Raw genomic sequence first — 21,575 nt, forward strand, 5'->3', positions numbered from 1 at the left:
GCCAAGCATTTAATTATATCTGAATATATTTAAACCAAGGTTAAGTAAAGTTGAACGTTATGAATATTTCGCTGAAACAGCTCCGAGTTTTTGTTGCGATAACACAGGAAAAAACCATCACTGCCGCCGCGGATCAACTTTACCTCTCGAAAGCAGCAGTCAGTATGTCCTTGAGTGAACTGGAAAAGCAGGTTAAGCACGCCCTGTTTGATCGCGTGAACAATCGGTTAATATTGAACCGTGAAGGGAAAAGGCTGCTGCCCATCGCCGACGAACTGTTACACAGAGCCAATGACATCGATCAGCTCTTTCAAAGCGATCAAGCCTTGCATGGCGAACTCAATATTGGTGCCAGTGACACCATTGGTAATCAAGTTGCTCCGTTTATGCTCAGCAATTTTCGTTCTGTTACCCAGCACCATCATCAATCGCTTTTTATTGCCAATACCGCCCTCATTTGCGAAAAGTTGGCAGACTACGAGTTAGACGTAGGATTAATAGAGGGAAAGACACAACACCCTCAGCTCATCACTCAGCCTTGGTGTTTAGATGAAATGTGCGTCATTGCGAGCCCAAAACATGAACTCGCCAAACAGACAAACTTGGGGGTGCGGGATTTAGAATACACGGATTGGCTCTTGAGAGAATCTGGATCGGGTAGCCGAGAGTTTTTCACTCAACGAATTGCCCCGCGTATCGAGTATTGGCAAGAATCTTTCCAGCTAAATACAACCGAGGCCATCATCAACGGTACAACTGCAAACTTGGGGTTAGCGTGTTTATCACGGCGATCAGCACAACATGCGATTGATGATGGACGAGTGGTCGTTTTAGATTTGCCAATAGATTTCCAACGTAAGTTTTGGATACTTCTACATAAAGAAAAGTACCAAAGCCCACTTCTAAAAACGTTTTTGGAGTTTTGTTCACGCTGGCAAGTATAGGCTATCGGCCTCTCACAATACGTGTGTGGACTGGACACTCAGGCAAACAATCTGTATAAACAACCAGTAGATCAAATCTAAGTTCAAAAGAGGATAACCATGGCTGTAATCGTCAAGTACGTGGTGGAGCGCAACGGAGAAGAAAAGATGACTTTTACCTCTAAGGCTGAAGCCGACGCTTATGACAAAATGTTAGATATGGCAGATGAGCTTTTCGGCCTTATCTCAGAAAGCAAGCTTATTGAAGATGAAGGGAAGCAAGAAGAATTGTCTCTTTATCTGGCGAAAAATAAAGATGAAGTGTTGTATGCGCTTGGCGCTAAAAAGCGTAAAGCTGCAACGCCTAAAAAGCCTAAGGTTGTTGAAGATAAAGCAGACGACTCTAACGAGTCTGAAGAAGACGCAGCCTAATTTAGAGCCGCACAACACCCTAACGACTTATCAGAATAGCCAGCTTATATTGCTGGCTATTTCTTTTTAGAGATATTATATCTCCAATCAGACAGCATATATCGTTTGGCAGACTATCCGGCTTTTCCCTCTTTCATCTCGTAAGCGGGGTGAGTAGGATGCATGTCAACAAGATTCAAGATTGATGACTTGCTTGGGTGGTCATTCCCTTTCCTAAGCAAACAAAAGAAATTCAACCAAGGAGATTTCACTCATGGCAACATTTTCTCTGGCATTTGGTACAGCTACCAAGAACCGCGATGGCAAAATCATTGAAGCTTTCTTCCCTAACCCAGCTCTAAACCCAAGCGATGCTTTGGTGAAAGCAGTAGCGGAAGTGGCTGGTTACCAAGAAGGCAACCAAGCGATCGAAATCTCTGCGGCTCAAAGTGCAGAATTGGCTAAAGCATTCGAAGCAAACGGCGACGCTGCTAACGCTTCTTTTGCAGCAAAAGCGGCTGAGTCGGCTCAGCCACTGGTTCTTGTTGTTTTAGCGACTGACGAGAAGCCTGCCTCTGTTGCAGAAGGTTTCTTGAAGCTTCAGCTTATCTCTAACCGCCTAGTACTGCCTCACGGAACCGTCCTTGATGGTATCTTTGGCTTGCTTCACAACATTGCATGGACAAACGAAGGTCCAATCGATCTTCCTGAACTTGCTGATCGTCAAATCGAAGCGCGCCTAGCAGGTCGTAACCTGTCTGTTGATTGTGTAGACAAATTCCCGAAAATGGTGGATTACGTTGTACCTACTGGCGTTCGTATTGCAGATACTTCTCGCGTTCGTCTTGGCGCACATGTGGGTGAAGGCACAACAGTGATGCACGAAGGTTTCATCAACTTCAATGCAGGTACTGCTGGTGTAAGCATGGTTGAAGGTCGTATTTCTGCGGGTGTTGTTGTTGGCAATGGCTCAGACATCGGTGGTGGTGCATCCATCATGGGTACACTTTCTGGTGGTGGCACAGTGGTAGTTTCTATCGGTGAGAACTCTCTACTTGGCGCAAACGCAGGTCTTGGTTTCCCACTGGGCGATCGTTGTACGGTTGAATCTGGCCTGTATGTAACGGCGGGTTCTAAAGTACGTATGCTGGATTCAGACGGAAAAGAAGTCGAAGTTGTGAAAGCACGTGACTTAGCGGGTAAATCGGACCTGTTGTTCCGTCGTAACTCGGTAACAGGCCAAATTGAGTGCCTTACAAACAAAACCGCCGTTGAACTGAACAGCGAGCTTCACAGCAACAACTAATTGTTTAGCTGAAAGGCAGTATTTGTTTAGACTTAATCAGGAAAGACCAGCATTACGCTGGTCTTTTATTTTTCTATTTGCTTAGCGTTCTGTTTTAACTACTAAGCTTTAATAACTTTTGACAAGCCTGTTCTAGCGTGCCGCGAGAACACCCTAAATTCAATCGAACATACCCACTGCCACCCGCACCAAACTCAGTCCCCACCGAAGGTAATACTCCAACATCAATAAATAATCGACGAAGGGCTTCATCGGTCAAATTAAGTTCCCTGCAGTCGACCCAAACAAGGTATCCGCATTGGGGCATTTGAAATGAGAGAGCTGGGATATGTTGAGAAAGAAAGTGATTCAAAAATTCCATATTCCCTTGAACATACAACTTTAGGTCATTTAACCAACTCAACGAAGTGGCGTAAGCCGTTTGGGATGCGACAATTGCCATCGCATCGAACAAATCTAGAAACAGAGCATGTTTTCGCTTTTCTATTGCCCCCCTCATCGAGGGGTTCGGTATGACTAGATTGGCTAATCTCAAGGAAGCCAATCCAAACGTTTTGGTTGCAGCCGTTGTTACCACAAGCTTTTGTAAGTAACGCTCTTCTAAGTTAAGCGCACTCCAACATTGGTACCCAGGTAACGCCAAATCACACCATATCTCATCACTGATCAGCCACACATCATAACGGTGACACAATTGGGCAATTGCTTGTACTTCTTCAGGGCTCCAAATACGCCCGATAGGGTTGTGCGGATTACATAAAATAAAAGCTTTTACCCCAGAGGCTAAAGCCGCTTCAATGGCATTGAAGTCCATGTCATAACAACCAGACTCTTCCACCATGGTAATTTCTTCGACTTCTCTACCAGATAGAGCGATGGCCTCTTTGAATTTACCGTAACCGGGTGACTGTACCGCAATAGAATCGCCTTCATTGGTCAATTGCTCGATAACCAATGCAATGCCCGGCATAACGCCATTGACTGGTACAACCCAATCGGTATCAAGATCGAGCTGGTGCTGCTCCTGATACCACGTTTGAATGGATTCGAAATACGTTTTAGTGACCTCTGTATACCCAAACACACCATGTTCTAGCCGCGACTGTAAGGCACTAGATACCTGTGGAGGAATCGAAAAATCGTAATCAGAAACCCACATTGGTATGGCATTTTCACTGACATCACCAAATTTCTGTTGGTTAAAATCCCACTTTACTGAGCCCGTTCCTCTGCGGTTATGTGGTTTATCAAATAAAGAAGACATGATTTTTCCTTTAGAAATGGGGTTGTAGAGAAGATTCTCACTCATAAGACTTTTTAATTCGAATAGCAGACACAATAATACTAAGACGATATAAACAAATCATGGATATAGACTATGCGTTTACTTTTAGCTTTGTTGCTACCTTGGCTGCAATTTTTCACCATCGGCAGACCATTCAGTGGAATCATCTGCCTGATTCTACAAATTACATTGGTTGGTTGGATTCCTGCTGCGATTTGGTCGGTATATGCGTTGAGCCAATACAAAACCGATCAGAAAATCAAAGACGCAATGGATAACTAGTACGTAATAGATAGCAAATAAGCAATAGGTTGTGAATATAGAAAAGACCGTTAAGCGAACAGCTTGGCGGTTTTAAAATCCCCGGCTATAGCGAAATACCTTACTATTGCGAGGCAATGTCTTTCATTGCCTCAACCAAAATATCCACGGGTTGCGCTCCGCTGATGAGGTGCTGTTCATTAATCACAATCGCGGGTACTGCATGCACCCCCAAAGATAACCAGTGAACTTCTTCATCTTCCACAATCTTATTCCATCGCTCCGAAGAGACGACTTGTTTCGCTTTTATAGGATCGAGCCCAATCGATTCAGCGCATTCGGTTAATACGTCGTGGTTTTCAATCGCTTTGCCATCACTAAAGTACGCTTGGAACAACGCGAGTTTCATTTCAGTCTGCTTATCGGATTCGCCAGCCCAAGCGACCAGTTTGTGGGCATCGCGGGTATTGTAAACGTTCATTTCGTCGGAGAAGTTAAAATCAAAGCCGACTTCTTTCCCTAGTTGAGTAAGATTACTTCGTACCTGAATACTCTGCTCTGCGGTTGTGCCATAGCGCTTCATCAGGTAGTCACGCAAGTTTACGCCCCCTTGATGAAGATCGAGATTGAGCTCAAACGGATGCCAGTTCACTTCCACTTCAATTTGGTCAGCAACTTGGGTAATCGCTTTTTCCAGCCTTTTATAACCGACAATACACCACGGACATGAAACATCTGATACCAAGTCGATCTTAAGCTGCTGTTTACTCATCCGTGGCTCTCCAATTAGGGTCTATACAGTACAAACTTACTGTAACTCAACTTATTGAAATTATCTTCTTTTTGCTTTGAACAACACGAAAGTTATGATCGAGACCCAAACAACCTAAATGCCCAGTTCTCAACACTGCCAGTTTCGATGCGTTTTTCGAACAACGCTCGCCAAGAATCGACCAAAGGAATGTCTAGCACCGCTTTCAGCTCTTGTTCGTCCAAAACGCCGCGATAAACCAACCCCATCACACGCGCAAGAGACCAATCTGGATACGGGCGCTCAATCAGGTAAATCGCATCACCAGCACCTATATCCCCTTCTTCCAACACACGAAAATACCAACCCGTTCGCATAGTCATTTGAAATCGAAGCGCCATATCTGGTTCATCGCATCGGTCATTAAGCTTCCAGCAAGGCATTCGCCCTTGCGATATTTGAAGCTTGGTACTTCCTATTTGCACAATATCGCCAATGCAAAGTGAATACTCATCGACCCCTGTTGAACTCAGGTTTTCACCAAATGCACCAACTTCTTCAAAGATGGGCTTCTCACCGAGCTCGCTACGCCACTTTGGGTAGTGCTCTGACGGGTAGATATGTAATGCTTTTTCTACTCCACCATGGAAGCGAGGATCACCCTGCTCGTCTTCGGTAAAGCCTAGAGTGGTCACTTGTAATCGATTTGATTGGATGGTTTTGTTGATAGCACTGAGCGCACCACGTGAATAAGACTGGATTTTGCCGGAAAGTACTGACTCGATGGTGCCCAACTGCTTCATATGTCTACTCCATAACGTGTGGGGTGCCTAAGGCGTATAGCTTATTTTATTTTAAAAACCGATTGTTTTAACAACTGCTTGTTTTAAAGACAGGTTATTTTAATTACAGTTTTTTAAAATAGAGGGTGTTTCAATGACAGGATAGAGGCTTCAACCTGAATTCTGGGTAAAGTATCAGTTAACCCACTGATAGACAAAATATATAACGAAAAGCATAGGGTGATCGAGGGTGATTGAACGTACAAGATGGCTCCCATCCTCAAGGCTGATAGACCACTTGAAGCACTGGTTTGGCGTTCTTGTGCAGCTTATAGACAACAAAATTTAAACCACTAACCCAATCTTCACTACGAATACGAGCCCGTGTCTCAACTTCTGTCTCGTTGTCTTCGATCACTATTCGATAGTCACCCGGTATCAAGTCTTCAAAGAAATAAAAGCCGTCTTGTTCCACTTTGGCAGAAAACGTTCGGCTGGTCTCTTCATGATAAAAATTCACATGCCATCCGCTGAAACTGTATGGCGCAGTCACAATGCCATCGACACCAAAACTCTTGTTTACCCGCACTTCAATGTGTGTTTTTCCGCCTTTCTCAGCGTGGAAATACATCGGGTTTTCTTCTGGCTTTAGGTTGAGATCTAACGTTGAATCATCGATATGCAGTTGCAGATCTTCTCCGTAACCAACGCCTGTAAAATGGAACTCTCCATTGGCGTCGCTGATCGCCTTTTTGTTATTCACTTTTAACTCAACGTTAGCGACTGGCTGATCGTGGTTATCGAGTACTCGCCCAGTGAGTTCGGCGTAAATAAATTCTTCCCATGGAAGCTCTAAGCTTGCCACTGATTCGTCGTTTTTGGATAACCTTCCTCCCCATTTTGTTTCTAAGGCAAGAGAAACGCTGTCGTCATTAATAGCAACCTCTCCAGACCAATTTGGTGTTAACTCCCATTTAGCGTTACCTGAATACCCAAACTTGGCATTTTGCCACGTCAGCTGAGTACTGTAGGTACTTTGGAGTGTTTGCCACCAACCAGAAAAAAAACAGTTAGAACACAGATAACGATATCCGACACGATACCTTGGGCTATTACCATCACTAAAAGTGGAACTGAGGTTAACTGAGCCACGTTCATGCGTATGGATGGCGTACTTAGCGCTTAGCTCATCTCGGATAATTTGAGAAGTACGCCGGTTTTTAAGCTCCAAGGTCAAAAATTGTGAAGAAGCGGTTTGCGCTCGAATTTGAGGAATGACGATGAGTTCATTTTCGTCATAGGTCGCATCCAAATTGAAACTGATGGGGTTATCCAAATAGCGGTATCGAATTTGATGCTCTCGCTTTTTAGGATCACGACCAAATAAATCGACATGGTTTATATCCGCCTCAAACTTATGTTTTTCACCGACAGCCAATTCAACAGTGGCAGGCATGACAGGTTGAGACGGTAGCCACTCAAATGCAATAGAGAGAAAGTGTGTTGGTAACCAACGTAACCCGAGCCCTCCAGTCGTTAAGTCGCTCGTGTTATAAGCGGATCCAACCAATGTTAATGAGTGAGTTGCTCCATAACTCATTTGCACCTTACCAGTGTTTTCCTCAATGAGAGATGCACCAAGTTCTAGATCCCATTGACCTTTATCTAGGAGAGCTTCATCGATGTCGGCAACTTTGATGGTTTTCCGTTCCACCACACCAGAGCGAACCATTTCATGCAGTTCAACTTGGTCTCCTGCCGACAAAGGGTAATCAGAAATGCTGTAGCGTCCAGAGGCATCCGACCTCAGCGTTCCGCGATAAATATCATTCACATACACGTCAACAAATGTGTTGGGTAAGGTTTGCTCTTCAATCACCAAGCGTCCTGATTGCTTTTTGGGCTTGAGTCGAGAGTAGTACACTCCGTTTTCAAAGGTTTCACTGCTGCTGGCTAACCCTGAATCCAACACAACATGCCCAACTTGAAGCTGATAGCCCAAAGGAAAAGGCGTAATTTCAAACTGGTAATACTCCACCTCTTTTGGCGCATTGGTATCGTAAGAGACTTCTAAATGCGCATTTTGGTGAACGAGATAAGCATCGGTTCTTAGGTTGTATTCCGGCTGGTTATTGGATGAGAATTCAGCTCGCCCTTTGATTCGAGCTGAAGCCGTTGTAGCAGGAGCAGGATGAATACGCTTTTGAGCTTTTCTATCTTCCAACTCTTTGGCTTTTTGTTTTGCTATCGCTCGGCGTTGCGCGAGTTTTTTTTCTAATTCTTTGTAGGTACTGTAATGGAGTTTTACTTTGAGAGAGTAGGTATCTAGATCCCATAATACGGAAACGGGAAAGCAATCGACAAACGACGCCCAATGAAGCCACTCTTCCCCCTCTACGGTCACATAGTCGATGGTGTGGACTTCTTTGCTTTTAGGAAGAATGCACTGCTTTAAGTTTAAATCCAGCTGATACGGTTGCCGCTGCTCCTGTACATCCTTTGGCTGGTAAAACAAGCATATTTGATTACGACAACCGCCTTCGAGCTGAAGCCATTGTGTCGCAAAGGTTTGAAGTGCCAAATAAGGCTCTTCACTGGCGTTTTGCATGACTCGATAAAAGCTGTCGTGCTCATACCGCATGAACAATTCGACGTACGCTTCAACAATATCAGCTTCAATAATATCCGCGACAACAAGGTCAGAGTCAGCACTTTTCTCTTCATTTGCTTGTGCCAATCCGACCCATGCGAATACACAAGCTAATAGAGCAAAAAACACCGCTCTTAATCTCGCTAAACTTAGCTTTAAAAAGCTAAATTTCATAAAACTAAGTTTCACTAAGCTGGACTTCACAAAGCTCGTTTTCACACAGGTGGTTCAGTTAAATAAATGAACTTACTGACAGGAGCTCACAATTTGATCATCTACGATAAATTGAGCACCAGCAGAACTTCGAACAGGCTTATCCAACGACGCATTTCGAACTAAGAAAACGTTTTGCACGTCATTCCCAGAGACAAGTTTACCTTTAAGTTGAAAGTTACCTTGGTTGTGAACTCGAATGGCGTTTTCTTTACACTCCAAATGCACGCGATGCTCTACCGTCCCTTTTTGAGAATAAACGGGGATCATAGTGTTAATAATAAAATCCAGATTCATGGTCATGCCCTGACCATCTGAATTTTTATTCGCTTGCTGAGAAGACAGTGGAACTGGTTGGAAAAGTAGATATGTTCTATATTCTCCCTCTTCATATTCCGCTGGTAAACCTTGAATTCTTACGCGAACTGTTCGTCTTTGATTGGGTTTCAAGTTTCCAATAATAGGCGGCGATACTTTGACAAATTTACTCAAATCTTCTTGAACTTCAATGTCCTCTTGAAGCCGTGTTTTCGATTTATCATTGCCCACTAGCGCCGACCGGTAAACAACCGACACCTTAACCCTCATAGGTTCTGATGTTGTGTTTTCGACAAACAGTTTATGGGTTGAGGCTTGTTCACCTTCAGCCACAATACGAGTAGGTGCAATTTTTAGTTGCGCATGGCTAACCTGGCTGAACCCGATAAGGCAAACGAAAATTAAGGAAAGAAACTTCATAAATACTTCACTGTGAATGGGACAACAACAGAAAACATGCCTGACTGAGAGCTAGCTTTAACCACCGCTCTTGCTCCAATGCACAACACCCCTGATTGCCCTTGACCATTTAACCGAACTCGTCCCCTCTTATTCAACCCGCATCCGTATTTAAAGCGCTTCACAACAACATGACGACCTGATTGTGAATTAAGCATTCGAAATTCAGAACCATTTACTTTAACTTGAATTTTTCTTGAAGGATCACCTGTGACCCGAAAGAGAAGTACGCCATTAGTCGATACAGAAGGTTTCAGATACACAACAGTTTTTGAACCACCGACAGTGGTTTCAAATTCCATGGGTTCTAATTGCGTAATTTCGATAGCAATAGAATGAGCAGAGCTCACCAAGCACAAAAACAGCAAAAGCCCCAAATAGATGCGCGGCATAATATAAAGGTGGGAAAAATAAGGTGGCACAAAGCCACCTTATGTCGGTGTCTTATTGATAAACAACCGTAATGTTAACTGTGCCAGAGTAGTTACCTGCAACCAAAGTACCTGCACCAACGATGTCTGCCACACCACCAATTTTAACCGTGGCAGTACCACCTGTTAATGCTGGAGAAGCGTTATCTGGAGCGATACTGTTTACAGCGATGTTGTTACCGTTGCCGTCACCCATTGTAGCTGTTGTATCAACCGTTACGTCTACTGTACTACCACTTGTACCTGTAATAGTGAATGCTGCTGCGCCTGCATCTGCTGCCGCAACAGTAACGTTAGTCGCTTGGTCTGTGAAGATAGAACCAAAATCTAGATCGTTTGTTTTAGAGATAGATACAGGCTCTAAAACGTTGATGCTAGAGTTGAATGTATCCGTAGCTGCCATCGCGCTAGGTGCTACTGCTGCTAAAGAAATTAACGCAAGCTTTTTGATGAATTTCATTTCTAATGTCCCCAAGTCCATTTTTATTTAAATAACCTTATTTTTATTAATACTTTTCTGTACCACTGGAAACCAGAAAAGTATCAGGCGTATTTAAAGATCAACTAATAAATAATTTCATAATATTTTTAATTTTATCATTAATATTTGTGAGGAGGTTCAAAAACAAGTACAACTCGATCAATATTGAAGGTGAAAATAAATATGAGCACGAGCTCATATGAAAAATAAAACTTTACTTATCAAGCAATTAGAAGAGAGCCAAAGTGCTAGTGATAGATTTATATATTGGGAAAATGAGTTGGGGCGATATTAAAATCTAGCATACACAGCTCAGAACAGAAGACTGTAAATTTAAATGTTAAATTCCGATATTTGAGACAGCAATATTTACCAACTCAATTAGAAAAGAACTAGAAAATTATTAAGTACTACTCAAAATATATTCCTATAAATACTCAACTTACGACCTAACAATTTAAATACGAATAAATCAAAACCAAAAGAGCCAATAAAAAACAATTAACAATTCAAAAAATAATTAAATAACAGTGAAATTTAAACTTTATTGGAATGGACGTATCAATATCAACCATAAGTATAGCTAAATTATCGTTCTGATTAAAATATAACCACCTCACAACTGAGCTGAATAGAAAAGAACAACCTCAAGTCTGTTTTAGATTTTGAAAGCACTTTCATTGCAACTTCTTCCAACACCGTTCAATTCGACGAAACTTGAAGTTCATGGAATACTTGTATACTTAATTGACCCGCTTTGAAAAGGAACTCGCTCACCTATGTACATCTTCGGATATGGCAGCTTAATCAACTCTGAATCTCGTAAGTTAACTGGGCAGACAGGAAACGCTTACCCAGCAATAGTGTGCGGCTTTAACCGACATTGGAGTAAGGTGGATGGCAGTTATCAAATCTCACCATTAGTTGTGACGAGTGGTAAAGGATCAGTAAACGGTGTTCTGATTGAGATTGATGACCAGGAGCTGCTGGAGTTCGACAAACGTGAAGCAGGCTACCACCGTATCAAGGTAGCTGTTTCTCAAATTGAATCCGACACGGTTATTGCTACCAGTGCTGAGGTTTGGATGTATGTGAAAGACGAAGTAGCGCCTCCCTGCACCAATGCTCCCATTATGCAAAGTTATGTTGATACCGTTCTGGCTGGCTGCTTATCCATTTCCACTCAATTTGCCGAGCACTTCATGCAGTCCACCTTAGGTTGGCATCACCCTCTTGAAAACGATCGCCACCAGCCCAAATACCGAAGGATAGCTGGTGTTGAGAATCAGCATATCTCTCTTATCGATAACCTCGTTGATTCAGCAAGACGCTAAGGCGAGATAATGATTCTAGAACAGCAACTTGCCCAGCAAATCGTCGATCGAACCATGGCGATCATTGGTAATAACATCAACGTGATGAACCAAGCTGGTGTGATTATAGGCAGTGGCGACTCTTACCGGATCGGTCAAACTCATGATGGTGCACTTTTGGCTCTAAAACATGGGGACACCGTTGAAGTAACCCAGCAAAGTTGCCAGTCGCTTAAAGGCGCAAAGCCCGGCATCAACATGCTGATGAAAAGCCAGCATGAAGTGATTGGAGTGGTCGGTATTACTGGCGATCCTAATTCTATTCGAAATTACGCATCACTGGTCAAGATGACGGCTGAAATGATTGTCGACCAAGCAGCGCTTATCGAACAACTCCAATGGGACAGAAGACATAAAGAGGAATTCATTTCTGCGTGGATCAAAAATGAAGTTTCCTCAGCCGAACTTAAAGATTGGGCGGCGCGCTTGGATATCGACCTTGATACACCTCGTGTTGCTGTAGTGATTGAATTGCACTCCGAACGCGCCCCACTCAGTTTGGAGCAAACTCGTCAAATCGTCGAACTGTTGGAATACCCCAAACGTGACAACTTGGTCGCTGTCATTTCAATGCATGAGATTGTCGTGCTGAAACCCAGCCACAATCGACATGGCAAATGGGACAGCGAGCAAGAAAGCTTGCGTATCGATATTTTGCTCGACAGATTGAATCAGCAAGGGATCAATCAACTGGATATCGCCTTAGGGGAATACTTTCCAAATCTCAACGACATCCACCTTTCCTATCAAAGTGCGCGGCAAGCTCTGCACTTTGGAAAAAAGCACCACCCAGAAAAAAACAAATACCTATTTGAAGAGATGCGCATCCCCGTCTTGCTCTCGCCACTAGCTAACTTTTGGCAAGGTGACCAATTATGTAAACCAATCGTTAAGCTTATGCAGGAAGACAAAAGCGGGCAACTACTTAAAACACTACACGAGCTATTCGAACACCAAGGAAATCAAAAACTGTGCGCCGAAGCCTTATACATACATAGAAACACTTTACGATACCGGTTGGATAAGATAGAGAAAATCACCCGTGTTTCTCCAAAAAATTTCACCGGATTAGTCGAACTCTATATTGCAAGCCAGATCACAAAACAACCCTAAAATTGTGCATAAGCACAAAAACAAAGCTTCACATTGGAAGTTGATTTGTCACTCATGCCTAAAGGATTTAGCTCAATAAGCTCCGATAATAATCCTATTCCCAACTAAGATCAGCAAACCAGAATGATCGGGAATTGTATTCCAGGAATACCTACGCTTGGAAAAATATAGCCACTCCACACGCCTGAATGCGATGAACATTGCACATAACAGCAATACTGCATAAAAGCGCAAACAAGTGGCAAAAATAAACGGAGTTATTATGAGTCTTATACTAATCCTGCTGGCTGTGATCGCGTTTATCGTCGTCGCAACCACCAAATTTAAGTTACACCCTTTTCTCGCCCTCTTAGTAGCAGCATTTATCGCTGCGTTCGCTTACGGGCTCCCTGCCGACAGCATAGCCAAAACCATAGCTAAAGGTTTTGGAGGCATACTCGGCTACATCGGTTTGGTCATTGTGTTAGGGACCATTATCGGAGTCATTCTCGAAAAAAGTGGCGCGGCCATCACCATGGCGGATACCGTCATTAAAGTGCTCGGCGACCGATTCCCGACTCTGACCATGTCGCTCATTGGTTACATCGTATCTGTACCTGTATTTTGTGATTCCGGTTTTGTCATTTTGAACTCACTTAAAGAGTCACTGGCAAATCGAATGAAAACCTCTAGCGTCGCCATGAGTGTTGCACTCGCCACTGGCTTATACGCAACTCATACCTTTGTTCCGCCTACTCCCGGTCCTATTGCTGCCGCTGGTAACCTTGGGTTGGAATCTAATCTAGGTATTGTTATCGCTGTCGGTATTTTCGTTGCAGGTGTCGCAGCACTCGCTGGTATGCTTTGGGCAAATCGCTTCAAAGATGTAGAACCCGATGGAGAAGAAGCTCAAAACCCAGCGGATAATGTTGATTGGAAAGCACTGAAAGAATCCTACGGTATACTGCCCACTGCTGGACAAGCGTTCGCGCCAATCTTTGTGCCTATTTTGCTTATCTGTTTAGGATCGGTTGCTCGCTTCCCAAGTGCGCCATTGGGCGATGGTTTCTTATTTGATACGCTTAACTTCTTCGGTCAGCCGTTAACGGCATTGGTTATCGGTCTGCTGCTGTCTATTCGTTTGCTTAAGTCTGACAACAAAGCGGCTGAGTTTAGCGAGCGTATTAGCCAAGGCATCACTGCTGCCGCACCTATTCTTTTGATCACTGGTGCAGGTGGTGCATTTGGTGCGGTACTAAAAGCCACACCGCTCGGCGAATATTTGGGTACAACATTATCGGCACTAGGTATTGGTATTTTCATGCCGTTTATCGTTGCCGCCGCACTTAAATCGGCGCAAGGCTCGTCAACCGTGGCGTTGGTTACCACGTCTGCGTTGGTTGCCCCAATGCTTGCTCAATTAGGGTTGGATTCAGAAATGGGTCGAGTACTCACAGTTATGGCCATTGGTGCGGGTGCGATGACGGTATCTCATGCAAATGATAGCTTCTTCTGGGTAGTCTCTCAGTTTAGCCGCATGAGCGTTGGGTTGGCATATCGAGCACAAACGATGGCAACCTTGGTGCAAGGTATTACAGCCATTGTACTGGTTTACATCCTAAGCCTTGTTTTATTGTAATCATCACCGCGTTAGGAGAGTGATATGAAAGTAGTTATCGCCCCAGATTCATTTAAAGAAAGCCTGACAGCAAAAGAAGTTTGCTTGGCTATTGAATCTGGCTTTCGCCGAGTGTGGGCAGACAGTGAATTCATTCACGTACCTGTTGCAGATGGTGGAGAAGGCACTGTGCAATCACTGATCGATGCCACCCAAGGCAAGCTGGTTCACCTTGCGGTGACAGGACCTTTAGGTAATTCGGTCGATGCTTTTTATGGGTTGCTTGGCGATAACCAAACGGCTGTGGTTGAAATGGCCGCCGCCAGTGGTCTACATCATGTATCGCCTTCTCTACGCGACCCTAAGCTGACCACTTCCTTTGGCACCGGACAACTCATCAACCACGCACTTGAACAAGGTGCAAAGAAATTGATCATTGGTTTAGGTGGAAGTGCCACAAACGATGGAGGCGTTGGCATGATGGCAGCGCTAGGCGCTAAATTCTCTAATCACAATGGTCAGCCCATTTCGTTAAATGGCTGCGGATTAAAAGAACTCGCGCAAATTGATTTGTCGGGATTGAACCCAAGACTGGCTGAATGTGAAATTTTAGTCGCTAGTGACGTCGATAACCCTTTGTGTGGAAGTAAAGGTGCATCAGCAACCTTTGGTCCGCAAAAAGGCGCAACTGAAGCAGACATTCGCCTACTCGATCAAAATCTGAATCATTATGGTCAGCTCATTCGCAAACAAATCGGTCGTGATGTCATAAATGCAGCAGGATCTGGTGCAGCTGGTGGGATGGGTGCCGCATTGATTGCATTTACCCACGCCAAATTGCAACCAGGAATAGACATTGTGCTCGAAACCGTTGGCTTAGAAAACCAACTCGAAGGAGCAGACTTGGTGATCACCGGAGAAGGCAGAATAGACTGGCAAACAGCGCACGGAAAAACCCCAATGGGCGTTGCGTCGCTAGCTAAGAAATTTGACCTCCCGGTTATTGCACTAGCGGGTTGCGTAGGCGAGAACTACCAAGCGGCATATCAGTGTGGTATTGATGCCGTATTTGCTGCAGTGCCCCGCGTACTGGATTTACCAACCGCCTTCCAGGAAGCTGGTGAAAACCTCACCAACCTTTCTGAAAATGTGGCCAGAATGTGGTCGATGAATTTAGGTAAGTAACCTTTAAAGATCAAACTCAAAGCGCAGGGCTCCCTGCGCTTTTTTTACAACTCAGACATTCTCATTGCACTTAAAGCTGAAAATTTCGATTCAACTTCCAGGGAGTTTTCATAATAGTACTTCGCCAACTCTGTATCTTTCTCTGTACCTATTCCCGTTTCGGACATATACCCCAATAAATAGTGCATATGAGATCTAAACTCTGAATTTAAATCTTCAGTAAGATCATAATTGTTATCTAACCCTTCAAGACTTAACTGAAAAAGCGAATATGCCATAGGAAAGTTTTTCGATGTTTCTAAACCTTCATATTTCATCAAACCCAAATAGAACAAAGCCTCTGGGTGAAGTTGTTCTTCTAAAGAAAGTATTGCTTCAAAGGATTGATTACGGGAAAAATGTTTTTTCGATTCAGCTATGTTTTTATCCACACCAAGCCCATGAAAGTACATATAACCCAACTCATACGAATCAAAATTTTGGGTACCATATGCGCGCTCGAAGAAATTCCATGATAAAGAGAGGTTTTTCTCAACCACTTCACCTTTGAGATACAATATAGCCAGCTCTCTGCGAGCCTCAAATTGTTGTTCGGGGAACACATTAATACCAGAGGAAATAGGGAGTTCAGCCAATTCAGTTAGTATCTCTATTCCCCTTCCTGGATTCTGATATTGTCTAGATTGGTGCAAATAAAAATTCGCCAACCTGAACCCTGCACTCACATTCCCACCAGCGAAAGATTTCTCATACCAATACATAGCCTTAGAATCATCTTTCGCTATCGCATAATCTAAAAAGTATTCGTGACCTACTTCTTCCGCCGCAATAACATCACCTTGTTTGGCTTTTTCAAGATTAATTTCAAAGTACTTTATGCTGTCACCAAAGTGTAACTGAATTATCTCTTCTGCGGATTCAGACCCTAACTCTTTAGCCTTTCGACACCACTTCCCGATACCCCAAGTGTCCATCGTTAAGCTATTGAGACATCGCTCACCTGCTTGTTTTACGGTTAAATTAGGATCATCAATCTTGTACTTCCAGAACGGTTCATTGGGACGAACAACGGCAAATGCATCTAACGAAAGCGTGGCAAAGATGATAAATAGAGGGCTAAATTTCATAAAACTCTTCATATTGCTTTAGGATTTCTAACTTCAGGAAGATGAACTTGGTAATTGGCTTTCATGTAATCTTTGCTAGGGTTTGCTTCAACCTCAGCATAAAAACGTTTCTTGTTATACGGAGCCTTAACGCTTTGACCAGAGAAACATTCATTTTCTGATACGCAGAACACACCACCAGTTATGTTTATCACTACAGCTTTGTATCCTTGCTCTCTTACCAGCTTTCTTACTCCGGCATCATTTTTCCATCTCGTCACTGAATGAAAGTGATGCATAAATGAAACGACTTTATGACCTTTACTAAGAAGCTTGCCCAAATTTCTAGACCACATTTCATTTCTGATTACGTGCCTATCCTTACAGTTGCCTTTCATCATTTTTTCAGCATCGCAATCTAGTTCAAAACTATCAAACATTTCAGGTGGCATATCTAAAGGAATAACTTTCATTCCTAGTTTTGAGCTTCAACTACAATTCGCTGATAAGCAGCAGCGTTACCAGCTGAAGGCATACCGTGAGACCAGTTACGTTTAAAGTGCATCAGTAAGTGTTCTTTGCCCTTACCTGTTTTGTTAAAAACATCTAATTTATCCTGCAGAGATGTAGGAAGCATTTCCATCGCTAGATGATTGAATCCCATTCCTTTAAGAATAGGCAAAGCGCGAATGACTTCCTCTTTGTAATGAGGAATGGAATGGCTACCCTCGCCGAAAATCACAAGCCTACTGTCTTTCACCATAGAAGGATAACTGACATTTAAATACTTAACTTCTTTCATTTTTTCTCTTTTCAAGCCATTTATGTAACTAAGGTGATGAAATCATATACTCACACAATTATGAAATAGAGCACCTATATTTTATTGCTAAAAAAATTGAGAGTGACTCCGCATATTTACGGAGCGAAGTACCAAATCACGAACAACTAAAGAAAAAGGGATATTGATAGCTATTCCCACAGTAACATTGCACAATTCGCGCTATGAGCAAAAATAAAATGTCTATCCCACTCCCTTCTCTTATTCATCGGATTGGGGGTGAAAACGCCAAATGTGCCAAATCCATTGCACTTCAACACCAAGCGGAACTGAAAAGGATTCGTCGTTCGAGAAATTGGCAAGTTACCGCCGACTTTGAAAACTTGCGGGCTTTTTCTGCTGCTTTGGTCGAAATAGACCATGAAACCTACCAATTCATCATCAAGAAAATTGACGAACGCGTTGAGGCATTGCGAGAGCTACACCTTCCACTTTCAGATCAACTGAGTGCTCTCATTTTGGCTAATCCAAACATTACACTGAATGAATTAATGGAAAAAGCCAATTGCACACTCGCTCAAGCAAGAACGGCAAGGTTTGAGGCTGATGTTATGTAATTTATGGCTATTTTCTAATGTGAAGCGGAGATAAAAGGCAAAAAAGCACAGATCGTTCTGTGCTTTATGCTTCAATAGAATGGCGAGTTTAGAATTTTAAGGTAAAAGCTAAAGAAGCCATATCTGCATGGGTGTTACTGAAATAGCCTCTATCCCAAAACACTTCTAGCTCTACTGCATCACTCAGCTCAACACCGATTCCCGCCCCCACATGAAGATCTATCCCTGAATCTCGGCTGTTGTATTGGGCACTCGGTGAAATGCTGTATTCACTTTGCCAATAGCTGACACCAGTGCGCCCATAGAGGTTGATACTGTCGGTAACGCCATAGGAAGGCTTAAAGGCAAGCACGCCTGAATGAGCAGATACAGGCAGTGAGCCAGACGCTCTGTCTTCAAATGCCGTAACATCGGCTACTCGACCGTTCACAGATATCGAACCAAAATCGACGTATCCCAATTCTATTCGCATATTGGTATGCCATTGATAACCAAACCATAAGCTTTTACCTGTTCGGCTTGTCTCGATATGTTCAATGATTAGCCTATCGCCTAATCCTTCCCACGTATTTGGACTATTCACCATACCAATACCTGCTGACACACTCATTTTAGGCTGTGGTTCGGCAGGGCTGACCGACTGAGTAGAGTTCGCCGACTGAGCGATGGCACTTGAAGCGCCAACTACTCCACCCACAAAGGCAAACCCGTATACGATTTTACGTAATTTCATTCTCACACTTTCCTACAGAGCACTTGTTTTCTTCACCAAAAAGGCGCTCTGCTATTGAATTTGAAGGAGGGAGCCAAGCTCCCAAAACATGAAAGAGATTGCCTTTCTAAAAGAAAGGCAACCTAGCAATGATTATGAGCGGCGTCTAGCCATCCCCGTTCTCAACATGGCACCAAGGCAAAGGAAGATAAACAGCAGCACGTTGACCGCTGCGCCACTTCCCGTTTTGACGTTGAAGTCCGTATACGTTTTAGACGCAACGCCACCTGGATCCACGATCGTGCCATTGGCTTCGCCATCCATGTCATTCGGTCCGCCATCTTGGATAGTCATTTTGATGCACCAGTGACCCGCAGTCAGTGCGCGAGGTTGACCATTCTCTTCGTAAGCGCCACTTTCTGGTGCTGGGCAGTACCCTTTTTCACCTTGAACAGAGCTCAACACATTGTGTTGGTCTTCTACGAAGTCAAACCACCCTTTATCGACACTGTATTTGCGATAGATCGCCTCCTCCGGAATCGGGTGGGTTTGAGGAATCACAACGCTAGCCGACTGACCGTGCTCGCTCAGCTCACGAATTTCAAAATCGAAAACACCACCGACATTGCTGGCAAAGTCTTTCTCGAAGGTCTGATCTTGTTCTTTGAGTAGTACCCCAAAGTGAGCGGTATTCGAGGAACGACTACCTAATGTCAACGTGGTGCCCGCAGAGGATTGCAACACGTGAGTGTGATGGTGCCTAGCTTCATGAGCGATAACATTGCTATTGAATGACTCTGGGTCGAGGTAGTCCGGCACACCATCGGCGTCATTATCGGCATAAGACTCTGATACGTCATCCATGCCATCACCATCGGTATCAATCCCAGCACTCAACGCTGCCAACGAAGTTTTGATCACCACGTTATGCTTGCTTGATACAGACAACGCAGGTGTTCCTGAATCGGTGACAACAACAATAATCTCATGATGACCTAACGGCAATAACGTTGGATCGAACGTAACCACAGAACCAGATGCGCTTCGCTGATTCAACTCATCAGGCAAGTGCCACTCAAACGTATGTGTGTCCTTACTGTTGCCATCAGATACCACGGCTGCCACCGAAACCATTCCGCTAGCATGAGAAAGCAAAGTGCGGCGCTCTTGGTTTTGGGTGATTTGCACTTCCAGCTCTGGTGCAAGATTGTGTTCTGAAATTGTGACTACGTGTTGAGTCAATTTCGCCACGTTAAGTGTTCCGTCGATATTTGGTATCACAAGGTGGAGACGCTCATCCCCCTCTGATACGTTGTCTTGCACACTTAGGAAACGTATGACTTGCTCGGTTTCACCTTCAGAAAACACCACATGCCCAGATTCTAAGGTATGATCGCTTCCCCATTGAGCCGTTGAATCGGATGTCACCTCAAACGGTACGACCAACGGATACACTGGAGATTCACCATTTAGGTGAATAGCAACACTGATCTCCGCTCCCTCTTCCACGCGCTGACTTTGTTCAAACGCAATCAATGGATGAATCGCAACGACTTGGTTCAGCTCCACTTGATTTCCAGCGGCATCGGTCGCAGTGTAGGTGAAACTGTGGTTACCCGGCTTCAAGTACTTGTACTCCGGTTGTGGCGACACAGCCACTGGACCGTCTTTGGTGTCATGAGCAGAAACGACACCCACTTCAACTTTAGTGAACACGCCGGATGCGTTCAGTTCGATGTGTTGGTTGTCTGCTAGGAAGACAGGCGCAACGGAATCTTGTGTGGGATCTGTTTCCGCTAGGAACTCATCGAGATTAGACATGCCGTCACCATCGAGATCGGTATGCGCATCGGCTGACGAACGTGGATCCAATCCATATTGTTCTTCAAACGCGTTGCTCATCCCATCGCCGTCTATATCCACATCACGGATATCCGCAATCCCATCGCCATCCAAGTCGCCTTGCACGGTAATGCTAAATACAGGTAATAGAACCGTCGCATTACCATCAGATACTCCGAGTTGGATATCAGCGTATGTACCAACATTAGCTTGGCTTGGCGCACCTGAAAGGGTACCCGTTACCGAATCAAACGTTGCCCAATCAGGTTTGTTGCCAATGTTGAAGGTCAATGTGTCGTTTGTATCCACGTCCGAAGCCGTTGGAACAAAGCGATATTCGGCGTTCTCGATAACCGTTGTGGCTGGTGTACCCGAAATCACTGGTGCATCGTTCACGTTGGTCACCGTCAGCGAAAATGCAGCCATGCTGGCTGTCGCTTTGGCGGCGTCTTCAACGGAAATCACGATGTTTTCAGTGTGACCAACGTGATCATTGGTTGGCGTGCCGGACAGCTCACCGGTTGCTGTGTTGAACGTTGACCAAGCAGGCTGATTCTCAATACTGAAGGTGTGGCTGTCGCCACTATCTGCATCCGTCATTGTCGGAGTAAAGCGGTATGCTTCGTCTTCATTTACGGTCGTGGCTGGCATGCCGGAAATCACAGGAACGTCATTGACGTTGGTCACCGTCAGCGTAAACGCAGGAAGGCTGGCTTTCGCTTTGGCACCGTCTTCTACCGCGATCACGATGTTGGCTGTGCTGCCTACATGATCGTTAGTTGGCGTGCCCGATAGCGTACCCGTAGCGGTGTCAAACATTGCCCAAACTGGCTTGTTCACAATGCTGAAGGTGTGGCTGTCGCCATTATCTGCATCCGTCATTGTCGGAGTAAAGCGGTACGCTTCGTCTTCATTTACGGTCGTGGCTGGCATGCCGGAAATCACAGGAACGTCATTGACGTTGGTCACCGTCAGCGT

21 protein-coding genes are annotated in these 21,575 nt (G+C 44.3%); 9 read left to right on the top strand and 12 right to left on the bottom strand.

The genetic code is table 11. The features are described 5' to 3' along the window. Positions 1-59 precede the first annotated feature (59 nt). The 3 genes from Q8W40_RS03115 (at position 60) to dapD (ending at position 2,640) form a co-directional block, all read left to right on the top strand. Positions 60-944: a LysR substrate-binding domain-containing protein gene (locus Q8W40_RS03115; protein ID WP_126607899.1), complete on the top strand. Its 885-nt coding sequence runs from the start codon at positions 60-62 to the stop codon at positions 942-944. 99 nt (positions 945-1,043) lie between these two features. Next, entirely contained in the window at positions 1,044-1,355 is a 312-nt protein-coding gene (locus Q8W40_RS03120; protein WP_126607900.1) for a YebG family protein, read from the top strand. Positions 1,356-1,608: 253 nt separating this feature from the next. Next, positions 1,609-2,640: a 2,3,4,5-tetrahydropyridine-2,6-dicarboxylate N-succinyltransferase gene (gene dapD, locus Q8W40_RS03125; protein WP_101113167.1), complete on the top strand. Its 1,032-nt coding sequence runs from the start codon at positions 1,609-1,611 to the stop codon at positions 2,638-2,640. Positions 2,641-2,734: 94 nt separating this feature from the next. Here the strand turns inward: dapD and Q8W40_RS03130 are convergent, their stop codons facing one another. After that, positions 2,735-3,904, bottom strand: coding sequence for a MalY/PatB family protein (locus Q8W40_RS03130; RefSeq protein WP_305395829.1), 1,170 nt, complete (start codon positions 3,902-3,904; stop codon positions 2,735-2,737). Between the two features lie 114 nt (positions 3,905-4,018). On the opposite strand from Q8W40_RS03130, the gene Q8W40_RS03135 reads away from it, so the two are divergent. After that, positions 4,019-4,207 carry a YqaE/Pmp3 family membrane protein gene (locus tag Q8W40_RS03135; protein WP_101113169.1) on the top strand — a complete coding sequence of 63 codons (189 nt, stop codon included), beginning with the start codon at positions 4,019-4,021 and terminating at the stop codon, positions 4,205-4,207. A 103-nt stretch (positions 4,208-4,310) separates the two neighbouring features. On the opposite strand, the gene Q8W40_RS03140 is transcribed toward Q8W40_RS03135, so the two are convergent. From Q8W40_RS03140 to Q8W40_RS03165, 6 genes are all read right to left on the bottom strand, one after another. Further along, the gene (locus Q8W40_RS03140; RefSeq protein ID WP_101113170.1) at positions 4,311-4,958 is read right to left on the bottom strand and encodes a DsbA family oxidoreductase; all 648 of its coding nucleotides are present in this window, start codon (positions 4,956-4,958) and stop codon (positions 4,311-4,313) included. A gap of 92 nt (positions 4,959-5,050) precedes the next feature. Beyond that, the gene (locus Q8W40_RS03145; RefSeq protein ID WP_305395830.1) at positions 5,051-5,740 is read right to left on the bottom strand and encodes an MOSC domain-containing protein; all 690 of its coding nucleotides are present in this window, start codon (positions 5,738-5,740) and stop codon (positions 5,051-5,053) included. Between the two features lie 259 nt (positions 5,741-5,999). Further along, positions 6,000-8,543 (bottom strand): hypothetical protein, encoded by a 2,544-nt coding sequence (locus Q8W40_RS03150; protein WP_305395831.1) that lies wholly within the window; start codon positions 8,541-8,543, stop codon positions 6,000-6,002. Positions 8,544-8,615: 72 nt separating this feature from the next. Beyond that, positions 8,616-9,320 carry a fimbrial biogenesis chaperone gene (locus Q8W40_RS03155; protein ID WP_305395832.1) on the bottom strand — a complete coding sequence of 235 codons (705 nt, stop codon included), beginning with the start codon at positions 9,318-9,320 and terminating at the stop codon, positions 8,616-8,618. Next, positions 9,317-9,781, bottom strand: a complete 465-nt coding sequence (locus tag Q8W40_RS03160) for a hypothetical protein (protein ID WP_305395833.1) — start codon at positions 9,779-9,781, stop codon at positions 9,317-9,319. The genes Q8W40_RS03155 and Q8W40_RS03160 overlap by 4 nt, the downstream gene beginning before the upstream one ends. Positions 9,782-9,803: 22 nt before the next feature. After that, positions 9,804-10,250 (bottom strand): DUF4402 domain-containing protein, encoded by a 447-nt coding sequence (locus tag Q8W40_RS03165; protein ID WP_305395834.1) that lies wholly within the window; start codon positions 10,248-10,250, stop codon positions 9,804-9,806. A gap of 800 nt (positions 10,251-11,050) precedes the next feature. On the opposite strand from Q8W40_RS03165, the gene Q8W40_RS03170 reads away from it, so the two are divergent. From Q8W40_RS03170 to Q8W40_RS03185, 4 genes are all read left to right on the top strand, one after another. Further along, entirely contained in the window at positions 11,051-11,605 is a 555-nt protein-coding gene (locus Q8W40_RS03170; RefSeq protein WP_305395835.1) for a gamma-glutamylcyclotransferase family protein, read from the top strand. A gap of 9 nt (positions 11,606-11,614) precedes the next feature. Continuing rightward, positions 11,615-12,757, top strand: a complete 1,143-nt coding sequence (locus Q8W40_RS03175; RefSeq protein WP_305395836.1) for a sugar diacid recognition domain-containing protein — start codon at positions 11,615-11,617, stop codon at positions 12,755-12,757. A gap of 262 nt (positions 12,758-13,019) precedes the next feature. Continuing rightward, the gene (locus Q8W40_RS03180) at positions 13,020-14,375 is read left to right on the top strand and encodes a GntP family permease (RefSeq protein ID WP_305395837.1); all 1,356 of its coding nucleotides are present in this window, start codon (positions 13,020-13,022) and stop codon (positions 14,373-14,375) included. A 24-nt stretch (positions 14,376-14,399) separates the two neighbouring features. Beyond that, positions 14,400-15,539 (top strand): glycerate kinase, encoded by a 1,140-nt coding sequence (locus Q8W40_RS03185; protein WP_305395838.1) that lies wholly within the window; start codon positions 14,400-14,402, stop codon positions 15,537-15,539. A 44-nt stretch (positions 15,540-15,583) separates the two neighbouring features. Here the strand turns inward: Q8W40_RS03185 and Q8W40_RS03190 are convergent, their stop codons facing one another. Genes Q8W40_RS03190 through Q8W40_RS03200 form a run of 3 tightly spaced genes read right to left on the bottom strand, consistent with a single transcriptional unit; the run spans position 15,584 to position 17,447 of the window. Then, positions 15,584-16,666 carry an SEL1-like repeat protein gene (locus Q8W40_RS03190; RefSeq protein ID WP_305395839.1) on the bottom strand — a complete coding sequence of 361 codons (1,083 nt, stop codon included), beginning with the start codon at positions 16,664-16,666 and terminating at the stop codon, positions 15,584-15,586. An 8-nt stretch (positions 16,667-16,674) separates the two neighbouring features. Then, positions 16,675-17,118, bottom strand: a complete 444-nt coding sequence (locus Q8W40_RS03195) for a hypothetical protein (protein ID WP_305395840.1) — start codon at positions 17,116-17,118, stop codon at positions 16,675-16,677. A 2-nt stretch (positions 17,119-17,120) separates the two neighbouring features. Then, the gene (locus Q8W40_RS03200; RefSeq protein WP_305395841.1) at positions 17,121-17,447 is read right to left on the bottom strand and encodes a hypothetical protein; all 327 of its coding nucleotides are present in this window, start codon (positions 17,445-17,447) and stop codon (positions 17,121-17,123) included. Between the two features lie 218 nt (positions 17,448-17,665). Here Q8W40_RS03200 and Q8W40_RS03205 point away from each other — a divergent pair, with 218 nt between their 5' ends. After that, positions 17,666-18,043, top strand: a complete 378-nt coding sequence (locus Q8W40_RS03205; RefSeq protein ID WP_305395842.1) for a ribosome recycling factor family protein — start codon at positions 17,666-17,668, stop codon at positions 18,041-18,043. 88 nt (positions 18,044-18,131) lie between these two features. Here the strand turns inward: Q8W40_RS03205 and Q8W40_RS03210 are convergent, their stop codons facing one another. Both Q8W40_RS03210 and Q8W40_RS03215 read right to left on the bottom strand, forming a co-directional pair. Beyond that, on the bottom strand, positions 18,132-18,776 hold the full coding sequence (locus Q8W40_RS03210; RefSeq protein ID WP_305395843.1) for an outer membrane beta-barrel protein: 645 nt from the start codon (positions 18,774-18,776) through the stop codon (positions 18,132-18,134). 132 nt (positions 18,777-18,908) lie between these two features. Further along, positions 18,909-21,575: putative Ig domain-containing protein (locus Q8W40_RS03215; protein WP_305395844.1), on the bottom strand; the 2,667-nt coding region annotated here is incomplete at its 5' end.

Source organism: Vibrio penaeicida, assembly GCF_030689305.1.
Lineage (GTDB): Bacteria > Pseudomonadota > Gammaproteobacteria > Enterobacterales > Vibrionaceae > Vibrio > Vibrio penaeicida_B.